The sequence below is a fragment of the Pseudomonas sp. TUM22785 genome (assembly GCF_028198105.1).
GTDB classification, from domain to species: Bacteria; Pseudomonadota; Gammaproteobacteria; order Pseudomonadales; family Pseudomonadaceae; genus Metapseudomonas; species Metapseudomonas solani.
Map to the genome: position 1 here is coordinate 6,651,828 of NZ_CP116239.1, position 23,894 is coordinate 6,675,721.

General features: G+C 66.9%; 24 protein-coding genes. 15 read left to right on the forward strand and 9 right to left on the reverse strand.

From position 1 onward, the window contains the following. Positions 1 to 24: 24 nt before the first annotated feature. Together PI990_RS30035 and argC are read left to right on the forward strand one after the other, a co-directional pair. Positions 25 to 684 (forward strand): DUF502 domain-containing protein, encoded by a 660-nt coding sequence (locus tag PI990_RS30035; RefSeq protein WP_271659346.1) that lies wholly within the window; start codon positions 25 to 27, stop codon positions 682 to 684. A gap of 85 nt (positions 685 to 769) precedes the next feature. Beyond that, entirely contained in the window at positions 770 to 1,717 is a 948-nt protein-coding gene (gene argC / locus PI990_RS30040) for an N-acetyl-gamma-glutamyl-phosphate reductase (protein WP_271659347.1), read from the forward strand. Between the two features lie 297 nt (positions 1,718 to 2,014). Here the strand turns inward: argC and PI990_RS30045 are convergent, their stop codons facing one another. Then, entirely contained in the window at positions 2,015 to 2,485 is a 471-nt protein-coding gene (locus PI990_RS30045; RefSeq protein ID WP_271659348.1) for an Lrp/AsnC family transcriptional regulator, read from the reverse strand. A gap of 127 nt (positions 2,486 to 2,612) precedes the next feature. On the opposite strand from PI990_RS30045, the gene PI990_RS30050 reads away from it, so the two are divergent. From PI990_RS30050 to aguA, 7 genes are all read left to right on the forward strand, one after another. Further along, positions 2,613 to 2,960: a hypothetical protein gene (locus PI990_RS30050; protein ID WP_271659349.1), complete on the forward strand. Its 348-nt coding sequence runs from the start codon at positions 2,613 to 2,615 to the stop codon at positions 2,958 to 2,960. Between the two features lie 134 nt (positions 2,961 to 3,094). Further along, positions 3,095 to 4,879, forward strand: a complete 1,785-nt coding sequence (locus PI990_RS30055; RefSeq protein WP_021222853.1) for a GspE/PulE family protein — start codon at positions 3,095 to 3,097, stop codon at positions 4,877 to 4,879. 76 nt (positions 4,880 to 4,955) lie between these two features. Then, positions 4,956 to 5,876 (forward strand): SPFH domain-containing protein, encoded by a 921-nt coding sequence (locus tag PI990_RS30060; RefSeq protein ID WP_021222852.1) that lies wholly within the window; start codon positions 4,956 to 4,958, stop codon positions 5,874 to 5,876. Between the two features lie 2 nt (positions 5,877 to 5,878). Then, positions 5,879 to 6,334 carry an NfeD family protein gene (locus PI990_RS30065; RefSeq protein WP_271659350.1) on the forward strand — a complete coding sequence of 152 codons (456 nt, stop codon included), beginning with the start codon at positions 5,879 to 5,881 and terminating at the stop codon, positions 6,332 to 6,334. Between the two features lie 75 nt (positions 6,335 to 6,409). Continuing rightward, positions 6,410 to 7,060, forward strand: coding sequence for a TetR/AcrR family transcriptional regulator (locus PI990_RS30070; RefSeq protein WP_271659351.1), 651 nt, complete (start codon positions 6,410 to 6,412; stop codon positions 7,058 to 7,060). Positions 7,061 to 7,234: 174 nt separating this feature from the next. After that, positions 7,235 to 8,113, forward strand: coding sequence for an N-carbamoylputrescine amidase (aguB, locus tag PI990_RS30075; RefSeq protein ID WP_021222849.1), 879 nt, complete (start codon positions 7,235 to 7,237; stop codon positions 8,111 to 8,113). An 86-nt stretch (positions 8,114 to 8,199) separates the two neighbouring features. After that, positions 8,200 to 9,306, forward strand: coding sequence for an agmatine deiminase (aguA, locus tag PI990_RS30080; RefSeq protein WP_263401026.1), 1,107 nt, complete (start codon positions 8,200 to 8,202; stop codon positions 9,304 to 9,306). A 340-nt stretch (positions 9,307 to 9,646) separates the two neighbouring features. Here aguA and PI990_RS30085 read toward each other — a convergent pair whose 3' ends face one another. The 8 genes from PI990_RS30085 to PI990_RS30120 form a co-directional block, all read right to left on the reverse strand. Further along, the gene (locus tag PI990_RS30085; RefSeq protein WP_003455791.1) at positions 9,647 to 9,862 is read right to left on the reverse strand and encodes a TOBE domain-containing protein; all 216 of its coding nucleotides are present in this window, start codon (positions 9,860 to 9,862) and stop codon (positions 9,647 to 9,649) included. Between the two features lie 109 nt (positions 9,863 to 9,971). Beyond that, positions 9,972 to 10,781: an aliphatic sulfonates ABC transporter ATP-binding protein gene (gene ssuB / locus PI990_RS30090; RefSeq protein ID WP_271659352.1), complete on the reverse strand. Its 810-nt coding sequence runs from the start codon at positions 10,779 to 10,781 to the stop codon at positions 9,972 to 9,974. After that, complete coding sequence (ssuC, locus tag PI990_RS30095; protein ID WP_043240389.1) at positions 10,778 to 11,563, reverse strand: aliphatic sulfonate ABC transporter permease SsuC; 786 nt, start codon at positions 11,561 to 11,563, stop codon at positions 10,778 to 10,780. The genes ssuB and ssuC overlap by 4 nt, the downstream gene beginning before the upstream one ends. A gap of 10 nt (positions 11,564 to 11,573) precedes the next feature. Beyond that, positions 11,574 to 12,731, reverse strand: a complete 1,158-nt coding sequence (gene ssuD, locus PI990_RS30100) for an FMNH2-dependent alkanesulfonate monooxygenase (protein ID WP_263401028.1) — start codon at positions 12,729 to 12,731, stop codon at positions 11,574 to 11,576. A gap of 110 nt (positions 12,732 to 12,841) precedes the next feature. Continuing rightward, the gene (locus tag PI990_RS30105; protein WP_021222844.1) at positions 12,842 to 13,807 is read right to left on the reverse strand and encodes a sulfonate ABC transporter substrate-binding protein; all 966 of its coding nucleotides are present in this window, start codon (positions 13,805 to 13,807) and stop codon (positions 12,842 to 12,844) included. Between the two features lie 109 nt (positions 13,808 to 13,916). Continuing rightward, complete coding sequence (gene ssuE, locus PI990_RS30110) at positions 13,917 to 14,492, reverse strand: NADPH-dependent FMN reductase (protein ID WP_184489796.1); 576 nt, start codon at positions 14,490 to 14,492, stop codon at positions 13,917 to 13,919. A 103-nt stretch (positions 14,493 to 14,595) separates the two neighbouring features. After that, positions 14,596 to 15,234 (reverse strand): peroxiredoxin, encoded by a 639-nt coding sequence (locus PI990_RS30115; RefSeq protein WP_263401030.1) that lies wholly within the window; start codon positions 15,232 to 15,234, stop codon positions 14,596 to 14,598. A 466-nt stretch (positions 15,235 to 15,700) separates the two neighbouring features. Next, entirely contained in the window at positions 15,701 to 17,044 is a 1,344-nt protein-coding gene (locus PI990_RS30120) for an OprD family porin (RefSeq protein ID WP_184489798.1), read from the reverse strand. 552 nt (positions 17,045 to 17,596) lie between these two features. On the opposite strand from PI990_RS30120, the gene tauA reads away from it, so the two are divergent. The 6 genes from tauA to PI990_RS30150 all read left to right on the forward strand — a co-directional run bounded on the left by tauA (position 17,597) and on the right by PI990_RS30150 (position 23,859). Then, complete coding sequence (gene tauA, locus PI990_RS30125) at positions 17,597 to 18,577, forward strand: taurine ABC transporter substrate-binding protein (protein WP_271659353.1); 981 nt, start codon at positions 17,597 to 17,599, stop codon at positions 18,575 to 18,577. Positions 18,578 to 18,718: 141 nt separating this feature from the next. Further along, the gene (gene tauB / locus PI990_RS30130; protein WP_021222839.1) at positions 18,719 to 19,501 is read left to right on the forward strand and encodes a taurine ABC transporter ATP-binding subunit; all 783 of its coding nucleotides are present in this window, start codon (positions 18,719 to 18,721) and stop codon (positions 19,499 to 19,501) included. Then, complete coding sequence (gene tauC / locus PI990_RS30135; RefSeq protein WP_271659354.1) at positions 19,498 to 20,325, forward strand: taurine ABC transporter permease TauC; 828 nt, start codon at positions 19,498 to 19,500, stop codon at positions 20,323 to 20,325. The genes tauB and tauC overlap by 4 nt, the downstream gene beginning before the upstream one ends. Positions 20,326 to 20,340: 15 nt before the next feature. Further along, positions 20,341 to 21,174, forward strand: a complete 834-nt coding sequence (tauD, locus tag PI990_RS30140) for a taurine dioxygenase (protein ID WP_271659355.1) — start codon at positions 20,341 to 20,343, stop codon at positions 21,172 to 21,174. 120 nt (positions 21,175 to 21,294) lie between these two features. Beyond that, entirely contained in the window at positions 21,295 to 23,340 is a 2,046-nt protein-coding gene (locus PI990_RS30145; protein ID WP_271659356.1) for an OPT family oligopeptide transporter, read from the forward strand. 114 nt (positions 23,341 to 23,454) lie between these two features. After that, the gene (locus PI990_RS30150) at positions 23,455 to 23,859 is read left to right on the forward strand and encodes a hypothetical protein (RefSeq protein WP_021222835.1); all 405 of its coding nucleotides are present in this window, start codon (positions 23,455 to 23,457) and stop codon (positions 23,857 to 23,859) included. The last annotated feature ends 35 nt before the right edge of the window (positions 23,860 to 23,894 follow it).

Genomic DNA, 23,894 nt, shown 5'->3' on the forward strand with positions numbered 1-23,894 from the left:
CGGTGCCGACGAGGAACCCACGCGATGTTCAAGCAAAGCTTCAGATCCCTGCTCGGCACCTGGCTGACCGGCCTGCTGGCCCTCTTGCCCCTGGTGCTGACCCTGGCACTGCTGGCCTGGATCGTCAGCCTGCTCAACCGCCTGGTGGGCCCCTCGACGCTGATCGGCCAACTGCTCGCCGCCCTCGGCCAGCCGTTCGCCAGCAGCCCGGTCCTGGCCTGGTTCGTCGGCACCCTGGTGCTGCTGGCCAGCCTCTATCCCCTCGGCCTCGCCGTGCAACTGGGCCTGCGCCGCCCGCTGGCCTGGCTGTTCGACCAGACCCTGCGGCGCACCCCGCTGATCGGCAATGTCTACAACATCGCCGACCGCTTCGTCGGCATGCTCGACAAGGAAAAGAACGCCGACATCACCACCATGCAGCCGGTCTGGTGCTTCTTCGGTGGCGACGGCGCGGCGGTGCTCGCCCTGCAACCGAGCTCCGCGCCTATCGAACTGGAAGGCCGGCCCTACTGCGCCATCCTGGTGCCCACCGCGCCCATCCCGGTGGGGGGCGGCCTGCTCTACGTACCGGTGGAATGGGTGCGCCCGGCCGATATGGGGGTCGATGCGCTGACCAGCATCTATGTCTCCATGGGCCTGACACCACCCCCCGCCGCCACGCCGCCCGACGCCTCGCGGACCTGATCCGCCGACGCGCTTGGCCAAGGCGCGGCCGCGCTGGTTACAATGCGCGCCCCGCTCTTCATTCGTCTGTCCGAGAGAGTCCGCCATGGTTTTCAAAGTGTTCGTAGATGGTCAGGAAGGCACCACCGGCCTCCGTTTGCTCGACTACCTGTCCGGCCGTGCCGATGTCGAGCTGCTGCGCATCGCCGATGACAAGCGCAAGGACTCGCAAGAGCGCGCACGCTTCCTCAATGCCGCCGACGTCGCCTTCCTCTGCCTGCCCGACGTCGCCTCGCGCGAGGCGGTGTCCCTGGTGACCAACCCGAACACCTGCATCATCGACGCCAGCACCGCCTTCCGCACCGACGACAGCTGGGCCTACGGCCTGCCGGAACTGGCCGCCGGCCAGCGCGAGAAGATCCGCACCAGCAAGCGCATCGCCGTGCCCGGCTGCCACGCCAGCGCCTTCATCCTCGCCGTGCGCCCGCTGATCGACGCCGGCCTGCTGCCCGCCGACTACCCGCTCTCCGCCTTCTCCCTCACCGGCTACAGCGGCGGCGGCAAGGGAATGATCGCCGAGTACGAAGCCGGCAACGACGCCAGGCTGATGAGCCCGCGTCCCTACGCCCTGGGCCTGGAGCACAAGCACCTGCCGGAAATGCGCGTGCAGGGCCGCCTGGCCCAGGCACCGGTGTTCAACCCCATCGTCGGCCCCTTCCTCAAGGGCCTGGCCGTGACCGTGCCGCTCTACACCGAGCGCCTGGCACGCAAGGCCAGCGCCGCCGAGATCGTCGAGATCTACCGCCAGCACTACGCCGGCGAGCAGTTCGTTCGGGTGATGCCGGCCGGTGACGAAGGCAACCTCGACGGCGGCTTCTTCGACGTCCAGGGCTGCAACGACACCAACCGCGTCGACCTCTTCGTCTTCGGCTCCGCCGAGCGCCTGAACCTGGTCGCGCGACTGGACAACCTCGGCAAGGGCGCCGCCGGCGCCGCCGTGCAGTGCATGAACGTGAACATCGGCGCCGACGAGGCCACCGGCCTCAACGCCTGATCCGCACCACCCTGGAAAAGCCCCGCCGATGCGGGGCTTTTTCGTTTCCGCGGGATAAGCCGGCGGGTTTCACCCGCCCTACGACAGCCAGCGCATCGGCATGCTCCTGTAGGGGCGAATTCATTCGCCCAAGGACTTCCAGCAGGCCTGAGCCCATATGACCGGTAGGAGCGAATTCATTCGCGAAAGGGCCGCGCAGCGGCCCCCAGGGGCTACCCGGCAAGGAGCGGCAGCCTATCGGCTGCCATCGCGAATGAATTCGCTCCCACAGATACCGTTGCTCCCTCCGCTTTTCTCTTAACCCCCCACCGGCAAACGGGTGGTCGACTTGATCTCCGACAGCGCGACGATGGAATTGACCTCCTGGATGCCCGGCACCAGCGACAGCTTCTCGAAGAAGAAGCGCTCGTAGGCCTCGATGTCCTTGGTGACGATGCGCAGCATGAAATCCACCGCGCCCATCAGCACGTGGCATTCCAGCACCTCGGGGAAGCCCTGCATGGCTTCGGCGAACTCGGTGAGGTTGGAGCGGCCGTGGGCGTTGAGCTTCACCTGGGCGAAGATCTGCGCGTTGAGGCCGATCTTGCGCCGGTCCAGCAACGTCACCTGGCGGCGGATCACCCCCTCCTCCTTGAGCCGCTGGATGCGCCGCCAGCAGGGTGACTGCGACAGGCCGATGCGCTCGGCGATCTCGGCGGTGGCGATGCCGGCGTCCTCCTGCAGCAGCTCGAGGATGCGGCGATCGTACGGATCGAGTTCGATAGGCATGAAAAACCCCAATAACTGGATATCGGGGAAATTCTATTCCCCAATCAGCCGGAACGACCAATAAACAGGCAGAAATTCTCCCTCCGGCGCCCGGAAAATAGGCCATCGCCTCCGGAGCCACGCCACCATGCTCGATCTCGACGAATCGCCCCGCGTCACCCCGCCACTGCCCTTCCCCACAGCCCTCGCGCCGCGTGAGGATGTGTGGAGCAAGACGCACCTGCCCGGCCAGGCGCGCACGCTGAGCTTCACCATCCTCGCCGAGGCCGACGCGGACATCCTCAGCCGCCTGCTCGCCTACTTCGCCCAGCTGCAGTTGGTGCCGCAGTGGCTGGAGGCCACGCGCCAGGGCGACGACCTGCTGCTGCGACTGCGCCAGGACGGGCTGACCCTGCACCGCGCCGAGGTGATCGCGCAGAAAATGCGCTCCCTGGTCAGCGTGTTTTCGGTGGATGTGCAGCCTGCGGCATCCTGACCACGCCGTTCGGTGCACCCGATCACGCAATGCCCTTCGCCCCGAGGCGCCGATTCGGGCATCCTGTGCACCCTCCACGGAAGAGTGCGTTGGCTACTCTTCCCTGACCGGGATCGCGTGACCAAGGAGCCTGCATGTCCGCTTTTGCCTCAGCCGCCCAGGATCGCTGGCTGGACCTCAACGACCTCCTGCGGGAGCTGGTGAACCAGGGCCGGATCGCCCAGGACACCGCCGAGCAGTGCATGGCGATTCGCCGCAGCGCGGTGAACAACCAGCAGCACCCGCTGGAATTCCTCGCCAGCCAGCAGGTCGACGACCTCAAGCGCCCCGGCAAGAAGCTCGACCTCGAAGCCCTGACCGTCTGGCTCTCCGAGTACGCCGGCCAGCCCTACCTGCGCATCGACCCGCTGAAGATCGACGTCGCCGCGGTCACCCCGCTGATGTCCTACGCCTTCGCCCAGCGCCACAAGATCCTCGCCGTGGCCGCCGACAGCGAGAGCGTCACCATCGCCAGCGCCCAGCCCTTCGTGCACAGCTGGGAGGGCAACCTCACCCACGTGCTCAAGCGCCCGATCAAGCGCATCGTCGCCAACCCGGCAGACATCCAGCGCTTCACCGTGGAGTTCTACCGCCTGGCCAAGTCGGTCAGCGGCGCCAATGCCGTGGACCAGAAGATCAGCGGCGTCGGCAACTTCGAACAATTGCTGAAACTGGGGGCGAACGACCAGGAACCTGACGCCAACGACGCGCATATCGTCAACATCGTCGACTGGCTGTTCCAGTACGCCTACCAGCAGCGCGCCAGTGACATCCACATCGAGCCGCGCCGCGAACAGGGCACCGTGCGCTTCCGCATCGACGGCGTGCTGCACACCGTCTACCAGTTCCCGCCCCAGGTGACGATGGCCATCGTCAGCCGCCTGAAGAGCCTCGGCCGCATGAACGTGGCGGAGAAGCGCAAGCCCCAGGACGGCCGGGTCAAGACCAAGACCCCGGAAGGCGGCGAGGTGGAGCTGCGCCTGTCCACACTGCCCACCGCCTTCGGCGAGAAGATGGTGATGCGGATCTTCGACCCCGAGGTGCTGCTCAAGAGCTTCGACCAGCTGGGCTTCTCCCAGGACGACCTGAAGCGCTGGCAGAGCATGACCAACCAGCCCAACGGCATCATCCTGGTCACCGGCCCCACCGGCTCGGGCAAGACCACCACGCTCTACACCACGCTCAAGCAGCTGGCCACCAGCGAGGTGAACGTCTGCACCATCGAAGACCCCATCGAGATGATCGAGGGCGCCTTCAACCAGATGCAGGTGCAGCACAACATCGACCTGACCTTCGCCAGCGGCGTGCGCGCGCTGATGCGCCAGGACCCGGACATCATCATGGTCGGCGAGATCCGCGACCTGGAAACCGCCGAGATGGCCATCCAGGCGGCGCTCACCGGCCACCTGGTGCTCTCCACCCTGCACACCAACGACGCCCCCAGCGCCATCACCCGCCTGCTGGAACTGGGCGTGCCCTACTACCTGCTGCGCGCCACCCTGCTCGGGGTCATGGCCCAGCGCCTGGTGCGCACCCTGTGCCCGCACTGCAAGGCGCCCATCGAGCTGGAAGAAGAGGACTGGCAGAACCTCACACGCCCCTGGAGCGCACCGCTGCCCACCGGGGCGCACCGCGCCGTGGGCTGCCTGGAATGCCGCGACACCGGCTACCGGGGCCGCGCCGGGGTCTACGAGATCATGCTGCTGTCGGACTCGGTGAAGAGCTACATAACCGCCGATACCGATCTGGTCGGCCTGCGTCGCAACGCCTTCAAGGAAGGCATGCGCAGCCTGCGCCTGTCCGGCGCGCAGAAGGTCGCCGCCGGGCTCACCACGGTCGAGGAAGTGCTGCGGGTCACCCCGCAGAGCGAACAGAAGTAACCACCGCCGCCCGGCGCAGAATCCGGGCGGATAACCGAGAAAGGCCGCTGCCGGCACTCACCTACAGGGAACAGTCATGGGCATCACCACAGTCGTACTCCTCTTCGTCGCGCTCGCCGTGGCCATCGTATTCATGGGCTTCAAGGTCGTGCCGCAGGGCTACGAGTGGACGGTGGAGCGCTTCGGCCGCTACACCAACACCCTCAAGCCAGGCCTGAACATCATCGTCCCGGTGATGGACCGCATCGGCCGCAAGCTCAACGTCATGGAAGCCGTGCTGGACATCCCCCCGCAGGAAGCCATCAGCGCCGACAACGCCATCGTCGAGATCGACGCCGTGTGCTTCTTCCAGGTGATCAACGCGGCCCAGGCGGCCTATGAGGTGAACAACCTCGAGCACGCCATCCGCAACCTGGTGATGACCAACATCCGCACCGTGCTCGGCTCCATGGAGCTGGACGCCATGCTCAGCCAGCGCGACGCCATCAACGAGCGCCTGCTGCGCACCGTCGACGAGGCCACCGCGCCCTGGGGCATCAAGGTCACCCGTATCGAGATCAAGGACATCAGCCCGCCCGCCGACCTGGTGGAAGCCATGGCCAGCCAGATGAAGGCCGAGCGCCTCAAGCGCGCGCAGATCCTCGAGGCCGAAGGCTCCCGCTCCGCCGCCATCCTCACCGCCGAGGGCCACAAGCAGGCGGAAATTCTCCGCGCCGAGGGCGAGCGCGCCGCCGCCTTCCTCGAAGCCGAGGCCCGCGAACGCGCCGCCCAGGCCGAAGCCGAGGCGACCCGCGTGGTGTCCCAGGCCATCGCCAACGGCAACGTGCAGGCGGTGAACTACTTCGTCGCGCAGAAATACGTCGAGGCCCTGGGCAGCCTGGCCAGCGCCAACAACAGCAAGGTGATCCTCATGCCGCTGGAGGCCAGCCAGGTGATCGGCTCGGTGGGCGGCATCGGCGAGATCGTCAAAGCCACCTTCGGCGACAAGAAGGTCTGACCATGCTCGGCTACCTGCAGACCCTGTCCTTCTGGGACTGGCTGGCCCTGGGCACCCTGCTGCTGATCCTCGAAGTCTTCGGCGCCGGCGGCTACCTGCTGTGGATCGGCCTCGCCGCCGCCGCGGTGGGCGTGCTCACCTTCCTCGTGCCGGGCATCCCGTGGGAGGTGCAGTTCCTCCTCTTCGGCGTGCTCTCGGTGTGCACCGCCGTCTACTGGTGGCGCCGCCAGCGCAGCGCCGCCAAGCCCTCCGACCAGCCGGGGCTGAACCGCCGGGGCCAGGAATTCGTCGGCCGCCAGTTCGCCCTGCACCAGGCCATCGAAGGCGGGCGCGGCAAGATCAAGGCCGGCGACTCGGTGTGGCTGGTGGTCGGGCCCGACCTGCCCGTCGGCGCCCAGGTCCGCGTGATCGGCCAGGACGGTGTGCTGCTCAAGGTGGAACCGGTCAGCGCCAGTTGAACGAACGGGACGCATCGGTATTGCATGGGGCTCATGGCTAACGTCCAATAGCCGCCTCATGCCAAGGAGCCGTCCATGCCGCGTCCCGCCACCCCCCGCAAACCCCGCGCCAGCAGCCAGCTGCGCATCGCCGGGATTCTCGACGCCGCACGGGCGCTGCTGGCCGAGGAAGGCGTGGCCAACCTGTCGATCTACAGCGTGGCCGAGCGCGCGGACATGCCGCCCTCCTCCGTCTACCACTTCTTCGCCAGCGTGCCGGCCATCCTCGAAGGCCTCACCGCCGAGGTGCACGCCGCCTTCCGCGCCTGCCTGCAGGAGCCGGTGGAACACGGCCGCCTGGGCAGCTGGCGCGACCTCTCGCGCCTGGTGGAAGAGCGCATGCTGGCGATCTACGCCGACGACACCGCCGCGCGCCAACTGATCCTCGCCCAGCACGGCCTCACCGAAGTGACCCAGGCCGACCGCCAGCACGACATCGAGCTGGGCCGCCTGATGCACCGCCTGTTCGAGCGCCACTTCGAGCTGCCGGCGCTGCCGGATGACATCGACGTCTTCGCCCTGGCCATGGAGCTGGGTGATCGCGTCTATGCCCGTTCGGTGCAGCTGCACGGCGAGATCACCCCGCGCTTCGCCGAGGAAGGCATGCGCGTGTTCGATGCCTACCTCGGCCTCTACCTGCCGCCCTTCCTGCCCAAGCGGGCCGTCGGGCTTGCCGATACCCCCTGAAATCGCTCGATTTCTATCCGCTTTTAATTCGATAAACATCCGCTTTATTGGCGATAATTTTCTTTTTACCGATTTAAATCGCTTTTAAAGCAGATTTTTATCGATTATAAAGTCGCCATTCCCGGGCGACCTGCGCCCGTTCATCGACAGCAATCGTCCTGACGAGGTGTTTCCATGTCCCGCATCGTTACCGTCGCCGCCACCCAGATGGCCTGCTCCTGGGATCGCGCCGCGAACATCGCCAACGCCGAGAAACTGGTGCGCCAGGCGGCCGCCAGGGGGGCGCAGATCATCCTCATCCAGGAGCTGTTCGAAACCCCCTACTTCTGCCAGAAGCCCAACGCCGACTACCTGCTGCTGGCCACCGCCACCGAGGTCAACGCCGCCATCGCCCACTTCCAGAAAGTGGCCGCCGAGCTGCAGGTGGTGCTGCCCATCAGCTACTTCGAGCTGGCCGGGCGCGCGCGCTTCAACAGCATCGCCATCATCGACGCCGACGGCAGCAACCTCGGCGTGTACCGCAAGAGCCACATCCCGGACGGCCCCGGCTACCACGAGAAGTACTACTTCAACCCCGGCGACACCGGCTTCAAGGTGTGGAACACCCGCTACGCGCGCATCGGCGTCGGCATCTGCTGGGACCAGTGGTTCCCCGAGTGCGCCCGCAGCATGGCGCTGCTGGGTGCCGAGGTGCTGTTCTACCCCACCGCCATCGGCAGCGAGCCCCATGACGCCAGCATCACCTCCCGCGACCATTGGCAGCGCGTGCAGCAGGGCCACGCAGGCGCTAACCTGATGCCTCTGGTGGCGTCGAACCGCATCGGCCGCGAAGAGCAGGACGGCTACGACATCACCTTCTACGGCTCCTCCTTCATCGCCGATCAGTTCGGTGCCAAGGTCGAGGAGCTGAACGAAACCGAGGAAGGCGTGCTGGTCCACAGCTTCGACCTCGACGCACTGGAACGTACCCGCAGCGCCTGGGGCACCTTCCGTGACCGTCGCCCGAACCTGTACGGCCCGCTGAAGACCCTGGACGGCTCCCTGGAGTCCTGACACCCCTTTCCAGTGGCCCCCGCCAGCGCGGGGCCCACTCAACAGCCACCGCAGCGCCTCTCGCCGGGCGACCACAGGTAACCCCCATGAAACCTCTGAACAGCACCCCCCGCGCCGATGGCTTCCGCATGCCGGCGGAATGGGAAACCCACAGCCGCACCTGGATGGTCTGGCCCGAGCGCCCGGACAACTGGCGCCTCGGCGGCAAACCCGCCCAGGCCGCCTTCAGCGCCGTGGCCCGCGCCATCGCCCGTTTCGAGCCGGTGACCGTCTGCGTCAGCGCCGGTCAGTACGAGAACGCCTGCCAGCGCCTGGACGAACCGAACATCCGCGTGGTGGAAATCACCACCGACGACGCCTGGGTACGGGATACCGGCCCCACCTTCGTCACCGACGACACCGGCGAAGTGCGCGGCGTGGACTGGGCCTTCAACGCCTGGGGCGGCTTCGACGGCGGCCTCTACTCGCCGTGGAACCGCGACGACCAGGTGGCCTCGAAGGTGCTGCGCATCGAAGGCTTCCAGGGCTACCGCACCGAAGGCTTCGTGCTGGAAGGCGGCTCCATCCACGTGGATGGCGAAGGCACCCTGATCACCACCGAGGAATGCCTGCTCAACCGCAACCGCAACCCGCACCTGGGCCGCGAGGAGATCGAGGCAGTGCTGCGCGACCACCTGGCGGTGGACAGCATCATCTGGCTGCCGGACGGCCTCTACAACGACGAGACCGACGGCCACGTCGACAACTTCTGCTGCTACGTGCGCCCGGGCGAAGTGCTGCTGGCCTGGACCGACGACCCCGCCAACCCCAACTACCCGCGCTGCCAGGCGGCGATGAAGGTGCTGGAGCAAGCCCGCGACGCCAAGGGCCGCCAGCTGGTGGTGCACAAGATGCCGATCCCCGGCCCGCTCTACGCCACGGACGAGGAATGCGCCGGCGTCGACCTGGTGGCCGGCACCCAGGAGCGCGACCCGTCGATCCGCCTGGCCGGCTCCTACGTCAACTTCCTCATCGTCAACGGCGGCATCGTCGCGCCCAAGTTCGACGACCCCAAGGACGCCGAAGCCGAAGCCATCCTCAAGCGCCTGTTCCCGCAGCACGAAGTGGTGATGGTCCCCGGCCGCGAAATCCTCCTCGGCGGCGGCAACATCCACTGCATCACCCAGCAACAGCCGGCGCCGCAGAAGCGCTGAGCCGAGCCCGGATGAACGAAGCCCCGCAAATGCGGGGCTTTTTCATTCCGACACAAGGCACCAGCTACCCGTAGGATGGGTAGAGGTACGAAACCCATCATCGGGCGTGCCCAGGACCGCATGGGTTTCGCTTCGCTCTACCCATCCTACGAACCACGCCTCTGTGGGAGGGAATTCATTCGCGAAGGATCGCGTAGCGATCCCGATACTGCCGGGCGGCCCTGCGGTCCGCATCGCGAATAAATTCGCTCCCACACGTGCCCCCAAACGAACGAGCCCCCGCATGCGCGGGGGCTCTTCATGTCGGCACAAGGCAGCTGACGCAACCTCATCCAGCGGATCACAGCTTGGCGATGGACACCTCGGTGGATTTCACGAAGGCGATCACTTCGGAGCCGATGCCCAGCTCCAGCTCGCGCACGGAACGGGTAGTGATCACCGAGGTGACGATGCCGGCGGCGGTCTGCACGTCGATTTCCGACAGCACCGGGCCTTCGATGATTTCCTTGATGGTGCCTTTGAACTGGTTGCGGACGTTGATGGCTTTGATGGTCATGGCGTTTTCTCCTGGGGTCGAAAAGCAGCTTCAAGTTGCAAGCTCCAAGCGGCAAGTCGGAGCGTCCTGCTCTTCCTTGCGGCTTGTGGCTTGCGCTTGCCGCTGAGGGTTAAAGCGCCCAACGCAACTGCGTGGGCAGGGGTGAAAAGGGTTCCGGCTCCGGTGGCGAGGCGGGTTGCGACAGCACCCGCTCCAGCACCTCGGCCTCCAGTGCCGCCAACCGCGCCGAACCACGGGCGCGGGGGCGGTGCAGGTCCACGGCGAGGTCGAGGCCGACTTCGCCGTCTTCGATCAGGATCACCCGGTCGGCGATGGCCACGGCCTCGCTGACGTCGTGGGTGACCAGCAGCACGGTGAAGCCGTGCTTCTGCCAGAGGCGTTCGATCAGTTGCTGCATCTCGATGCGGGTCAGCGCATCCAGCGCGCCCAGCGGTTCGTCCAGCAGCAGCAGGCGCGGTTCGTGGATCAGGGCACGGGCCAGGGCCACGCGCTGCTTCTGGCCACCGGACAGCGCCGCCGGCCATTCCTGGGCGCGGTCGGCCAGGCCCACGGCCTCAAGCGCTTCCAGGGCCTTGGGCCGCCAGTTGCCGGAGAGGCCGAGGCCGACGTTGTCGATCACCCGTTTCCACGGCAGCAGGCGGGCGTCCTGGAACATCAGGCGGGTGTCCTCGCGGGCGTCTTCCAGGGGCGCGGAGCCGGCCAGCAGTTCGCCACGGGTGGGCTTGTCCAGCCCGGCCAGCAGGCGCAGCAGGGTGCTCTTGCCGCACCCGCTGCGACCGACCACGGCGACGAACTGGCCGGCGGGGATCAGCAGGTCGATGTCCTTGAGCACTTCGCGCTCGCCGAACGACTTGCCGATGCTGCGGATCGCCAGCGGGATGCCGCGCTTCAGGCGCTGGGGCGTGGAGAGCGCGTTCATGCCGCACCTCCCTTGGCCTGGTAGGCCGGGTGCCAGCGCAGCCACAGGCGTTCGAGGCCACGGGCGGCGACGTCGGCCAGCTTGCCGAGCACCGCGTAGAGCAGGATCGCCAGCACCACGACATCGGTCTGCAGGAACTCGCGGGCGTTCATCGCCAGGTAGCCGATGCCGGAACTGGCCGAGATGGTCTCGGCGACGATCAGGGTCAGCCACATGAAGCCGAGGGCGAAGCGCACGCCCACCAGGATCGAGGGCAGCGCGCCGGGCAGGATCACCTGGCGGAACAGGCCGAAACCGGAGAGGCCATAGCTGCGCGCCATTTCCACCAGCGCCGGGTCGACGTTGCGGATGCCGTGGTAGGTGTTGAGGTAGATGGGGAACAGGGTGCCGAGGGCGACGAGGAAGATCTTCGCCGACTCATCGATGCCGAACCACAGGATCACCAGCGGGATCAGCGCCAGGTGCGGCACGTTGCGGATCATCTGCACCGAGCTGTCGAGCAGGCGCTCGCCCCATTTCGACAGGCCGGTGATGAAGCCCAGCAGCAGGCCGATACCGCCCCCGATGGCGAAGCCGATACCGGCGCGCCAGCCGCTGATGGCCAGGTGGGTCCAGATTTCACCGCTGGAGAGCAGGTGCCAGCCCGCCGTCACCACGGCGCTGGGCGCCGGCAGGATGCGGGTGGAGAGCAGGCCGGTTTCCACGGCGATCTGCCAGGCGGCCAGCAGCGTGAAGGGCAAGGCCCAGGGCGCCAGGCGCTGGAGGATGGATTGGACGTTCATCTGCGCATCCTCAGCTCTGGGAGACCTTGAGGCGACGCTCGGGCAGCGCCTCGTTGGCGACCATCTCGCCGAAGGGGCTGACGAAGGCCAGGCCGTCACCCGTCTGCGGGCGCGCCACGTCCAGGTGGGGGAACAGCAGTTCGGCCACGCGGTAGGACTCTTCCAGGTGCGGGTAGCCGGAGAAGATGAAGGTGTCGATGCCCAGGTCGGCGTATTCCTTGACCCGCGCCGCCACCGTGGGGCCATCGCCCACCAGCGCGGTGCCGGCACCGCCACGCACCAGGCCGACGCCGGCCCAGAGGTTGGGGCTGACTTCCAGCTGGTCGCGGCGGCCGTTGTGCAGGGCAGCCATGCGTTGCTGGCCGACGGAATCGAAACGGGCGAAGGCGGCCTGGGCCTTGGCGATGGTCTCGTCGTCGAGGTTGGCGATCAGGCGGTCGGCGGCGGCCCAGGCCTCTTCATTGGTCTCGCGCACGATCACGTGCAGGCGGATGCCGAAGCGCACGCTGCGGCCGAGCTTGGCGGCCTTCTCGCGCACCTGCTCGATCTTCTCCTTCACCGCGGCCGGCGGCTCGCCCCAGGTCAGGTACAGCTCGACCTGTTCGGCGGCCAGGTCCTGGGCAGCTTCGGAGGAACCGCCGAAATACAGCGGCGGGCGCGGCTGCTGCAGCGGCGGGTAGAACAGTTTGGCGCCCTTCACCTGGATGTGCTTGCCGTCGTAGTCGACGGTCTCGCCCTCCAGTACGCGGCGCCAGACGCGGGTGAACTCGACGGAAGCCTCGTAACGCTCTTCATGGTTCAGGTGCAGGCCGTCGGCGGCCAGCTCGTCCGGGTCGCCCCCGGTCACCAGGTTGAACAGGGCACGGCCACCGGAGAGGCGGTCGAGGGTGGCGGCCTGGCGTGCGGCGACGGTGGGCGAAATGATCCCCGGGCGCAGGGCCACGAGGAACTTCAGGCGCTGGGTCACGGGGATCAGCGAGGCAGCGACCAGCCAGGAATCCTCGCAGGAGCGGCCGGTGGGGATCAGCACACCGCCGAAACCGAGGCGGTCGGCGGCCTGGGCGATCTGCTGCAGGTAACCGTGATCGACAGCGCGGGCGCCCTCGGATGTGCCGAGGTAGTGGCCATCGCCGTGGGTAGGCAGGAACCAGAAGATGTTGAGGCTCATCGCAATAACTCCAGAGTGAGCGCGCCGGCGTGGCGTAGCCGCGCGATGATGGTTCGCTTACGGGTATCAGGACCTTCCCCGCGCCGTCCTGGCGCGGGGCAAGGCGCACATCACGGCTGCTGGGCGACCTTGGCGGGCGGCGTCCAGATCACGTCCTTGATGCTGAGTTTTTTCGGGATCAGCTTCAGGTCGGTGAAGGTGTCGGCGATCTTCTGCTGTGCGGCGACCACCTCCGGGGTGAGGAACTGCGCGCCGTAGCCCTGGCGCTTCACCGCGATGGCGGTGATGTCCTTGGGCAGGCCGAGCAGCGGCGCCACCTGTTCGGTGACGGTGTCCGGGTCGGCCTTGGAGTCCTCGCCCACCGCGCGCACTTCCTCCACCAGGGTGCTGATCACCTGCGGGTGCTGGGTCGCGTAGTCGCGGGTGGCCAGGTAGAACTGGTGGTTGTCCACCAGCTGGCTGCCGTTGCGCAGGGTGCGCGCCTGCAGTTGCTGCTCGGCGGCGGCCTGGAAGGGGTCCCAGATCACCCAGGCGTCGACGCTGCCACGCTCGAAGGCGGCGCGGGCATCGGCCGGGGGCAGGTACACGGGCTGGATGTCGCTGTACTTCAGGCCGGCATCTTCCAGGGCGCGGACCAGCAGGTAGTGCACGTTGGAGCCCTTGTTCAGGGCGACCTTCTTGCCGGCCAGTTCCTTGACCGACTGGATGGCCGAATCCTTCGGCACCAGGATCGCCTCGCTGGTGGGCGCCGGCGGCTCATAGGCGACGTAGAGCAGGTCGGCACCGGCGGCCTGGGCGAACACCGGCGGGGTCTCACCGGTGACGCCGAAGTCGATGGAGCCGACGTTGAGGCCTTCCAGCAGCTGCGGGCCACCGGGGAACTCGGTCCATTTCACCTCGATGCCCTGGTCGGCCAGGCGCTTCTCCAGCGAGCCCTTGGCCTTGAGCAGCACCAGGGTGCCGTATTTCTGGTAACCGATCCGCAAGGTCTCGGCCTGTGCCTGGGTGATGGCGCCGAAGGTGATGGCCGCTGCAAACAGGGCGACCAGGCTCCGACGCAAAGTGATGGTGCGCATGGCGCTCTCCTCGAACTCTGCTTTGGGTAGTGGTTGCGCCTGCTTGCCCGTTGGCGGGCGAGTAAGGCTTTGTTCTTGTCACCCCCGAGGGAGTGTCGTGTCGTCTTGCTCAGATGCTCCAGCGCGCATTGCGCAGGGCATCCGGGGCCAGGGGCCGCGGCCTTCTGGCCAGGGCCCGCTGGAACTGCTCCAGCGATTCATCCAGGCGCTGCTCCAGCGACGGGGCGAGCTGTATGCCTCCGTTCTGGCGCTCCACCTGGCTGTCGTCGGCGAAGATGCCGTGCAGCACTTCCTCGGCCTTGAGGGCCGTCAGAACGGGCCGCAGTGCGTAATCCACCGCCAGCATGTGGGCCTTGCTGCCACCGGTGGCGATGGGCAGCACGACCTTGTGTTCCAGGGCCCGCTCGGGCAACAGGTCGAGCAGGGTCTTCAGCGCTCCGGCGAAGGACGCCTTGTACACCGGCGTCGCCACCAGCAGCCCGTCGGCACGGCCGACCTGTTCGATCAGGTGCTGCACCTGCGGGCTGTCGAAGCGTGCGTGCAACAGGTCCTCGGCCGGGAAGTCCCGTACCGCGAAGCCCGCCAGTTCCACCCCATGCCGCTCCAGCCACTGGCGGGCGCGGGTCAGCAGGGCTGCCGAACGCGACTCCAGGCTGGGACTGCCGGAAAGGGTTACCACCAACATCGGGACTGTTCCTCTTCGATAAAAAACGGACCGGCGCACCGGTCCGAACCCTGCTCGTACATCCATTCGCCCGGGCCTGCTCGTGCAGGCCTGGGCGCCCGCATCAGCGGTTGGGCTGCGGGGTCAGGCGCAGGTAGGGCTTGACCGCCTTGTAGCCACGGGGGAAGCGTTGCTTGATTTCGTCCTCGTCCTTCAGCGAAGGCACGATCACCACGTCGTCGCCGTCCTGCCAGTTGGCGGGGGTGGCGACCTTGTGGCTGTCGGTGAGCTGCAGGGAGTCGATCACCCGCAGGATCTCGTTGAAGTTGCGCCCGGTGCTGGCCGGGTAGGTGATGATCAGGCGCACCTTCTTGTTCGGGTCGATGATGAACAGCGAACGCACGGTGAGGGTGTCGTTGGCGTTCGGGTGGATCAGGTCGTAGAGGCCGGAAACGGCGCGGTCGGCGTCGGCGATGATCGGGAAGTTGACCACGGTGTGCTGGGTCTCGTTGATGTCGTCGATCCACTTCAGGTGCGAGTCCACCGGGTCCACCGACAGGGCGATGGCCTTGACGCCACGGGCGGCGAATTCGTCCTTGAGCTTGGCGGTCAGGCCCAGCTCGGTGGTGCACACCGGGGTGAAGTCGGCGGGGTGCGAGAAGAGCACGCCCCAGCTGGCGCCCAGCCACTCGTGGAAACGGATGCGGCCTTCGCTGGATTCCTGTTCGAAGTCGGGGGCGATGTCGCCGAGTCTGATGCTCATCTGTGCAGCTCCTTGAGACTGAATTCGTCGTTCTGTGCGCCCACTATGCCCAGCCTCGAAGGAAATCAAAAAGAATAAATAACAATTTATTTATAACTTTAGGAGCTATATATCCCCGCCCACCCAAACACCCGGCCAGCACCTGTAGCAGGGGTCGGGCGGCGTTCCGCGAGGCACGAAACCCATCAATGCGGAGTGCCTTGCGACCGCATGGGTTTCGCTCCGCTCTACCCATCCTACGGGTGGCTGCCTGGGGCGCGGTTTAAGGCACGCAGCGCTTTCGTAGGATGGGTAGAGGTACGAAACCCATCATGGCGGAGTATCCGGCGACCGCATGGGTTTTGCGCCGCTCGCGGAACTCCGCCCGACCCATCCGACGAAAGCCGGAGCGACGCCCTTCTCCAAATCGCGCCCACAAAAAAGCCCCGCCTCCGCCAGGGGCGGAAGCGGGGCTCGGTGACGCTGCTTACAGCAGGGTCAGGGTGTAGCTCACGATCAGGCGGTTTTCGTCCTGGTCGCGGGTGGTGCCACCCACGTCGCTGCGGAAGGCAGCGTTACGCCAGGACAGGCCCAGGCCTTTCAGCGGGCCGTCCTGCAGGGTGTAGTCCAGGCGGAAGTCACGCTCCCACTCGCCCAGGTCGCCACCGGTGGCGTTGTCGATGCCGCTGCCCTTCAGGTAGGTAGCGATGGCCTTCAGGCCCGGCACGCCGGCCTTGGTGAAGTCGTAGCCGTATTCGGCCACCCAGGTGCGCTCGCCGGCGCTGAGGAACTTGCCGATCTGACGGTCGGTGATCAGGTACGCGGTACCACCGTCACCCTGGTTCAGGAAGGGGAAGGCGCTGTCGCCGGACACCTGCTGGTAGCCCAGGCTGGCGGCATGGCTGCCCAGGGTGTAGGTGAAGAAGCCGCTCCAGGTGCGGTTGTCCACTTCGCCACGCAGCGGATCGTTGCTGGCCCATTTGCCGGCACTGCGGTAACCCTGGCTACGGCCGGCAGCGCTGGAGTTCAGGCCGTCGGAGGTGCTGTAGAAGTAGCGCAGGTCGGACTTCAGGGAGCCCGGACCAACCGGCAGCACGTGGGTCAGGCCCAGGAAGTGCTGCTTGTAGAACTCGTCGAGGTTGCCGTAGTAGTACTGGGCAGTCAGGTCTTTGGTGACCTTGTAGTCAGCACCGGCGTAGTAGAACTTGTTCTCGAACTTGCCGGTCTGGGCGTTGTTGGCGCCACCGATGGACAGGCCACGGGCGTCGCTGGAGTTACGGCCCTTGGCGTGCTCGAGCTGGCCGCCGATCAGGGTCAGGCCGTCGATTTCGTTGGAGGTGACCTGGCCACCTTCGAAGGTCTGCGGCAGCAGGCGACCGTCGTTGAAGGTCACGACCGGCAGCTTGGGCTGCAGGGTGCCAAGGCGGCCTTCGGTCTTGGAGACGCGGACCTTGCCGGTCACGCCGATGCTGCCGAAATCGTCCACGGCACGGCCATCGCCTTCCGACGGGAACACGATGCCGCCGTAGTTATCGCTGCCGTTGTTGTAGTGGGTGCCCTTGCCGGAATCCAGGCGCACGCCCAGCAGGCCCAGCGCGTCGACGCCAAAGCCTACGGTGCCTTCGGTGTAGCCGGAGGTGTAGTTGAAGATGAAGCCTTGGCCCCACTCTTCCTGCTTGGACGGGTTATTGGTCCCTTCGCGGTTGTCCTGGTTGATGTAGAAGTTACGCAGGCCGAGGGTGGCCTTGCTGTCCTCGATGAAACCGCCTGCGACGGCCTGTTGGGCCAGCAGGCCGCCAGCGATGGCCAGGGCCAGGGTAGATTTGTTCATGCAATGCTCCAGTGGTGCGTGTTTCTAGGTTGTTCTGATGGGTGAGGCGGACAACGCTATATACACAAGTAAATAGCGAGGCGGTATGACCCGCCGGTCATAAATTTTCCGTAGCGCCTTGCCAGCAGGCCTGCCTCAGGTGGCGGCCAATCTAGGACAAGGGATTTAATTCTTAAAAAGAATTTATCGTCACGTTCTTGTAACTAAATCGCATAAATAAGCCGATAACCTCCCTCTGGCGGGGAGCTGCCCCTGGGAGAGGCGACTTCGGTTACTCGAAAGGGCGCGCAAATTACCGACTTTGGCCGTCTTGCGCCATCCCCAATGACGCAGCAGCGGACGGAATTCGCAGTCCCACACCTCTCCTGGCCTGTAAAGGCGCCGGCACCCTGACGGCCGCTCATAAACTAATAACCAAATAGTATTTATTGAGAGGTTTTTAGATCATTTAGATTTCGCTTCACCGGACCACCGGACACCCTGAGAAAACCCCGATTCCCGTCCCGTGGCCCGGCCTCCAAACCGGCCCGTCGCCTGTTTAGGAGCACCACCATGATCAGCTCTCTGTTCCCCCGTCGCCTGCTGGCGGCACTGACCCTCGGCGGCCTGGCCATCACCGCGCAGGCCGCGGACTTCACCGTCGCCTACCAGACCACCGTCGACCCGGCGAAGGTCGCCCAGGCCGATGGCGCCTATGAAAAGGCCAGCCACTCGAAGATCGACTGGCGCAAGTTCGATGGTGGCGCCGAAGTCATCACCGCCGTCGCCTCCGGTGACGTGCAGATCGGCTACGTCGGCTCCAGCCCCCTGGCAGCCGCCGCCACCCGCCAGCTGCCGATCCAGACCTTCCTCATCGCCACCCAGATCGGCGACGCCGAAGCCCTGGTCGCACGCAACGGCGCCGGCATCGCCAAGCCCGAGGACCTGATCGGCAAGAAGATCGCCGTGCCCTTCGTCTCCACCGGCCACTACAGCCTGCTGGCCGCGCTCAAGCACTGGAAGATCGACCCCAGCAAGGTGACCATCCTCAATCTCGCGCCGCCGGCCATCATCGCCGCCTGGCAGCGTGGCGACATCGACGCCACCTATGTATGGGACCCGGCCCTCGGCGTGGCCAAGTCCTCCGGCAAGGTGCTGATCAGCTCCGGCGAGCTGGGCAAGCTGGGCGCGCCCACCTTCGACGCCTGGATCGTGCGCAAGGACTTCGCCGAGAAGCACCCCGAAGTGGTCCGCGCCTTCGCCAAGGTCACCCTCGACGCCTACGCCGCCTACCGCAAGGACCCGCAAGCCTGGCTGGCCGACAAGGCCAACATCGACAAGGTGGTGAAGCTCTCCGGTGCCAAGGCCGAAGACATCCCGCTGCTGCTGCAGGGCAACGTCTTCCCGCTGGCCGCCGACCAGGCCACCGCCCTCGGCGCGCCGACCACCCAGGCCATCAACCAGACCGCCACCTTCCTCAAGGAGCAGGGCAAGGTCGAGGCAGTGCTGCCGGACTACGCCCCTTATGTAAGCAGCCAATACGTCACCAACTGATCGGCTGCGCGTCGGCGGGGCGTTGTTGAAAACGACCTTGGCTTGCTCACTTACAGACGTAAGCTCCGCAGCCCCGGTCGTTTTCGCCTAGCCCCGCTCTAGCTCGCTCGATCAGACACACTCAGAAGAGCGTCGAAGAAAATGGCCTTACTCCAGCTGGAGCGCATCAGCGCACAGTACCCCGGCACGGCCGAGCCGGTACTGACCGACATCTCCCTCAGCCTCGGGCCACAGCAACTGCTGGTCGCCCTGGGGCCTTCCGGCAGCGGCAAGACCACGCTGCTCAACCTCATCGCCGGCTTCGTGCCACCCAGCGACGGGCAGATCAGCCTCGACGGCAAGCCCGTGCAGGGCCCCTCCGCCGAGCGCGGCGTGGTGTTCCAGGACGACGCCCTGCTGCCCTGGCAGAACGTGCTCGGCAACGTCGCCTTCGGCCTCGAACTGGCCGGCGTCCCCCGCGCCCGGCGTGAAGCCAAGGCCCGCGAGATGCTCGCCCTGGTGGACCTCGCCGGCTTCGACACGCGGCAGATCTGGGAGCTCTCCGGGGGCCAGCGCCAGCGCGTCGGCATCGCCCGCGCCCTGGCCGCCGACCCGCGTGTGCTGCTGATGGACGAACCCTTCGGCGCACTGGATGCCTTCACCCGCGAACAGATGCAGGAGCTGCTGCTGCAGGTCTGGCAGCGTGCCGCCAAGCCGGTGTTCCTGATCACCCACGACATCGAGGAAGCGGTATTCCTCGCCACCGACCTGATCCTGCTGTCGCCCAACCCGGGGCGCATCAGCGAGCGCCTGAGCCTCGACTTCGGCCGCCGCTACGCCGCCGGTGAAAGCGCGCGGGCGATCAAGTCCGACCGGCGCTTCATCGAAACCCGCGAACATGTCCTCGCCCAGGTCTTCGCCGAACGGCAAAGGAGAAGTGCATGAGCAGCCTCGACCTGCCCCTGCTGGAAAAAGCAGCGGCGCCCGCACCGCGCCCCTGGCGCCTCTCCACCTTCGCCATCAGCAGCCTGACCCTCGCCGGCCTGCTGCTGGCCTGGTGGGCCGTCACCACCGCCGGCCTGGTGGAGCCGCTGTTCCTGCCCAGCCCCCAGGCGGTGCTGCGCAAGGGCTGGCTGCTGGCCACCCAGGGCTATATGGATTCCAGCCTCTGGGCGCACCTGCTGGCGAGCCTCGCGCGCATCGGCACCGCCCTGCTGGCCGCCGTGCTCACGGCCATCCCCCTGGGCATCGCCATCGGCCGCAACCGCGTGGCCCGGGGCATCTTCGACCCGCTGATCGAGTTCTACCGGCCGATCCCGCCGCTGGCCTACCTGCCGCTGATCGTCATCTGGTGCGGCATCGGCGAGCTGTCCAAGGTGCTGCTGATCTTCCTCGCCATCTTCGCGCCCATCGCCATCGCCACCGCCACCGGCGTGCGCAACGTCAACCCGGCGCGCCTGCGTGCCGCGCAGTCCCTCGGTGCCACCCAGGCGCAGCTGATCCGCCATGTGATCCTGCCCAGCGCCCTGCCGGACATTCTCACCGGCGTGCGCATCGGCCTCGGCGTCGGCTGGTCGACCCTGGTCGCCGCCGAGCTGGTGGCCGCCACCCAGGGCCTGGGCTTCATGGTGCAGTCGGCGGCGCAGTTCCTGGTCACCGACGTCGTGGTGCTCGGCATCCTCGTCATCGCCCTGGTCGCCTTCGCCCTGGAGCTCGGCCTGCGGGCCCTGCAGCGCAAGCTCGTGCCCTGGCACGGGCAGAACCACTGATTCGAGACAACCGCCATGAGCCTGCACATCACCCCCCTCAGCCCCGCCCTCGGCGCCCTTATCGGCGGCGTCGACCTGCGCGAGCCGCTGAGCACCGAACACCGCGACGGCATCGAAGCCGCCCTGCTCCAGCACCAGGTGCTGTTCTTCCGCGCCCAGCCCCTGGAACCCACCCAGCAGGCGCGTTTCGCCGCCCAGTTCGGCGACCTGCACATCCACCCGATCTACCCCAACATCCCCGAGCAGCCCGAAGTGCTGGTGCTCGACACCGCCGTCACCGACGTGCGCGACAACGCCCTCTGGCACACCGACGTCACCTTCATGGAAACCCCGGCCCTAGGCGCCGTGCTCAGCGCCAAGCTGCTGCCGGCGGTGGGTGGCGACACCCTCTGGGCCAGCAGCAGCGCCGCATTCGAGGTCCTCTCCGAGCCCCTGCAGCGGATGCTCGAAGGCCTCACCGCCACCCACGACCTGGCACGCTCCTTCCCCGAGGAACGCTTCAGCCTGACGGCGGACGAACGCGAGAAGCTGGAAGCGGCCAAGCGCAAGCACCCGCCGGTCAGCCACCCGGTGGTGCGCACCCACCCGGTCACCGGGCGCAAGGGCCTGTTCGTCAGCGAAGGCTTCACCACGCGCATCAACGAACTCTCCGCCGCCGAGAGCGACGCCCTGTTGCGCTTCCTCTTCGCCCACGCCACGCGCCCGGAATTCACCCTGCGCTGGCGCTGGCAGGAGAACGACGTGGCCTTCTGGGACAACCGCATCACCCAGCACTTCGCCGTCGACGACTACCGCCCCGCCCGCCGCGTGATGCACCGCGCCACCATCCTTGGCGACAAGCCGTTCTGACCCACACCATGACCGATCCCTGCACGTTCACGTCCGTTCCCTGCAACCAATGGCCGCACCCGCTGGTCTAGGCTTTCCCCTGCCGGCAGAATGCGCGCCGGCATACCTCTGGAGAGCCCCATGACGGACCGCGTCCCCGACCATCTCGACCTGCCCGAACTGACCCTGCGCGGGCTGGTCCTCGGCGCGCTGATCACCCTGGTGTTCACCGCCTCCAACGTCTACCTCGGCCTCAAGGTCGGGCTGACCTTCGCCTCGTCGATCCCCGCTGCGGTGATCTCCATGGCGGTGCTGCGCTACTTCAAGGGTTCGAACATCCTCGAAAACAACATGGTGCAGACCCAGGCCTCGGCGGCCGGCACCCTGAGCTCGATCATCTTCATCCTCCCCGGCCTGCTGATGATCGGCTACTGGGCGGGCTTCCCCTTCTGGCAGACGGCGGCCATCTGCGCCATCGGCGGCATCCTCGGCGTGCTCTACACCATCCCCCTGCGCCGGGTGATGGTGGTGCAGAGCGAACTGCCCTACCCCGAAGGCGTGGCGGCGGCGGAAATCCTCCGCGTCGGCAGCGACGACGAAGCCGCAACCGATGGCAAGCCGGCCACCCGTGACAAGAACGAGCCCGGCCTGCGTGACATCCTCGGTGGCGGCCTGGTGGCCGCGGCCTTCAGCCTGTGCAGCAGCGGCTTCAAGGTGCTGAGCGAAGGCATCAGCGTCTGGGCCACCGCCGGGCAGACGGCCTTCCGCTTCACCACCGGCTTCTCCTTCGCCCTGGTGGGCGCGGGCTACCTGATGGGCATCACCGCCGGCATCGCCATCCTCGTCGGCGTGCTCATCTGCTGGGGCGTCGCGGTGCCGCTGCTCACGGTCAACGCCACCCCGGCCGCCGGCCAGGCCATCAGCGAGCTGGCCACCCAGCTGTGGAGCTCCCAGGTGCGTTTCCTCGGCGCCGGCACCATCGGCATCGCCGCGCTCTGGACCCTGGCCACCCTGTTCAAACCCATGGCCCAGGGCGTGTGGACCTCGCTGCAGGCCGTGCGCGGCAAGGGCGAGATCAGCACCGAACGCACCGAGCGCGACATGTCGGCGCGGGCCATCCTGCTGCTGGCGGGCATCCTGCTGCTGGCCCTGTTCGGCGTGTTCGGCTTCTTCCTCCACGAGGCGGCGCCGGAACTCACCGGCCTCGGCTTCTGGGGCCTGGTGTCCGGCTGCGTGCTGTTCGCCTTCTTCTTCGGCTTCCTGATCGCCGCCGCCTGCGGCTACATGGCCGGCCTGGTGGGCTCCTCCAGCAGCCCGATCTCCGGCATCGGCATCATCGCGGTGATCCTCGTCTCGCTGCTGATCCTCGGCATGGGCAGCCTGGAATCCGGCCTGCTGCAACTGGCCGGCGGCAAGGTCGCCATCGCCCTGGCCCTGTTCACCACCGCCGTGGTGCTGGCCATCGCCGCCATCTCCAACGACAACCTGCAGGACCTGAAGACCGGCGACCTGGTGGGCGCCACGCCCTGGCGCCAGCAGGTTGCGCTGATCGTCGGCTGCCTGGCGGGCGCCCTGGTCATCCCGCCGGTGCTCGACCTGCTCTACAACGCCTACGGCTTCGCCGGCGCCCTGCCCCGTGAGGGCATGGACCCGCAGCAAGCCCTGGCCGCGCCCCAGGCGACCCTGCTCACGGCCATCGCCAGCGGCATTTTCAAGAACGCGCTGAACTGGAACATGATCCTCATCGGCGTGGTGCTCGGCGTCGCCCTGATCCTCGTCGACCTGGCCCTGCGCCGCACCAGCAAGGCCAGCCTGCCGGTGCTGGCGGTGGGCCTGGGCATCTACCTGCCGCCCACCATCGGCATGACCCTGGTGATCGGCGCCGCGCTGGGCTGGCTGATCGACAGCCGCCTGCAGAAGCGCGCCATCGCCGCCGGGCAGGACCCGGAGGCCTATGCCGAAGTCCCGCGTCGGCGCGGCGTGCTGCTGGCCTCGGGGCTGATCGTCGGCGAGAGCCTGATGGGCATCCTGCTCGCCGGGCTGATCGGCGGCAGCGGCGAGGACGCCCCGCTGGCCCTGGTGGGCGCGGGCTTCGCAAGCACCGCCGAGTGGCTGGGCCTAGTGGTATTCGTCATCGTCTGCGTAGGCTTCTGTCGTCATGTGCTGAGGTCGCAACGCAGTTCCTGAAACGCGTGTGAACCCTTTGGCAAACCTGTTCGTTCCCCCCTTTTTCGGGGGGAACTGTCGCTATGCTGGCTGCCTAATCGGAGTGAGAGCCAACATAGACAGGGCCCGTCAGCCATGAGTGCAGCCATCTACATAGTTCCTGAAAAGCCCCTCGCGGGCATCGATGACTTCGTCAACGGCAAAGCCGTGGCCAGCGTGGACGAGGTCGAGCTCGACGAGCTGTGCAAACGGCTCAAGGTGAAATCCCTCTGGGCGTTCGTCAGCCAGGACCCGGGCGACTTCGCCGACCTGCTGGAAGAAGGCGAGGCGCTGGACCTCAGCGACAGCCTGCCCGACGAGCAATGGTTCGCCGCCGAGGACGGCCTCAAGACCGTGCGTGCCCTGCAGGGCCACCTGGTCACCGAGCCACGCGCGCTGTCCAATTCCACCGACTTCCTCGAAGACCTGCAGGAATACGAGTGGGTGCTCAACGCCCTCGCCGAGCAGGAAATCCGCTGGCACTTCGAAGTGGATTTCTAAGCACCGGTGAATCGCTTCCGTAGGATGGGTAGAGA

Excerpts from the sequence above, each read along its gene's own strand:
- PI990_RS30035 (WP_271659346.1), top strand. The coding sequence starts at position 25 with ATGTTCAAGCAAAGCTTCAGATCCCTGCTCGGCACCTGGCTGACCGGC.
- argC (WP_271659347.1), top strand. The coding sequence starts at position 770 with ATGGTTTTCAAAGTGTTCGTAGATGGTCAGGAAGGCACCACCGGCCTC.
- PI990_RS30045 (WP_271659348.1), bottom strand. The coding sequence starts at position 2,485 with ATGCCTATCGAACTCGATCCGTACGATCGCCGCATCCTCGAGCTGCTG.
- PI990_RS30050 (WP_271659349.1), top strand. The coding sequence starts at position 2,613 with ATGCTCGATCTCGACGAATCGCCCCGCGTCACCCCGCCACTGCCCTTC.
- PI990_RS30055 (WP_021222853.1), top strand. The coding sequence starts at position 3,095 with ATGTCCGCTTTTGCCTCAGCCGCCCAGGATCGCTGGCTGGACCTCAAC.
- PI990_RS30060 (WP_021222852.1), top strand. The coding sequence starts at position 4,956 with ATGGGCATCACCACAGTCGTACTCCTCTTCGTCGCGCTCGCCGTGGCC.
- PI990_RS30065 (WP_271659350.1), top strand. The coding sequence starts at position 5,879 with ATGCTCGGCTACCTGCAGACCCTGTCCTTCTGGGACTGGCTGGCCCTG.
- PI990_RS30070 (WP_271659351.1), top strand. The coding sequence starts at position 6,410 with ATGCCGCGTCCCGCCACCCCCCGCAAACCCCGCGCCAGCAGCCAGCTG.
- aguB (WP_021222849.1), top strand. The coding sequence starts at position 7,235 with ATGTCCCGCATCGTTACCGTCGCCGCCACCCAGATGGCCTGCTCCTGG.
- aguA (WP_263401026.1), top strand. The coding sequence starts at position 8,200 with ATGAAACCTCTGAACAGCACCCCCCGCGCCGATGGCTTCCGCATGCCG.
- PI990_RS30085 (WP_003455791.1), bottom strand. The coding sequence starts at position 9,862 with ATGACCATCAAAGCCATCAACGTCCGCAACCAGTTCAAAGGCACCATC.
- ssuB (WP_271659352.1), bottom strand. The coding sequence starts at position 10,781 with ATGAACGCGCTCTCCACGCCCCAGCGCCTGAAGCGCGGCATCCCGCTG.
- ssuC (WP_043240389.1), bottom strand. The coding sequence starts at position 11,563 with ATGAACGTCCAATCCATCCTCCAGCGCCTGGCGCCCTGGGCCTTGCCC.
- ssuD (WP_263401028.1), bottom strand. The coding sequence starts at position 12,731 with ATGAGCCTCAACATCTTCTGGTTCCTGCCTACCCACGGCGATGGCCAC.
- PI990_RS30105 (WP_021222844.1), bottom strand. The coding sequence starts at position 13,807 with ATGCGCACCATCACTTTGCGTCGGAGCCTGGTCGCCCTGTTTGCAGCG.
- ssuE (WP_184489796.1), bottom strand. The coding sequence starts at position 14,492 with ATGTTGGTGGTAACCCTTTCCGGCAGTCCCAGCCTGGAGTCGCGTTCG.
- PI990_RS30115 (WP_263401030.1), bottom strand. The coding sequence starts at position 15,234 with ATGAGCATCAGACTCGGCGACATCGCCCCCGACTTCGAACAGGAATCC.
- PI990_RS30120 (WP_184489798.1), bottom strand. The coding sequence starts at position 17,044 with ATGAACAAATCTACCCTGGCCCTGGCCATCGCTGGCGGCCTGCTGGCC.
- tauA (WP_271659353.1), top strand. The coding sequence starts at position 17,597 with ATGATCAGCTCTCTGTTCCCCCGTCGCCTGCTGGCGGCACTGACCCTC.
- tauB (WP_021222839.1), top strand. The coding sequence starts at position 18,719 with ATGGCCTTACTCCAGCTGGAGCGCATCAGCGCACAGTACCCCGGCACG.
- tauC (WP_271659354.1), top strand. The coding sequence starts at position 19,498 with ATGAGCAGCCTCGACCTGCCCCTGCTGGAAAAAGCAGCGGCGCCCGCA.
- tauD (WP_271659355.1), top strand. The coding sequence starts at position 20,341 with ATGAGCCTGCACATCACCCCCCTCAGCCCCGCCCTCGGCGCCCTTATC.
- PI990_RS30145 (WP_271659356.1), top strand. The coding sequence starts at position 21,295 with ATGACGGACCGCGTCCCCGACCATCTCGACCTGCCCGAACTGACCCTG.
- PI990_RS30150 (WP_021222835.1), top strand. The coding sequence starts at position 23,455 with ATGAGTGCAGCCATCTACATAGTTCCTGAAAAGCCCCTCGCGGGCATC.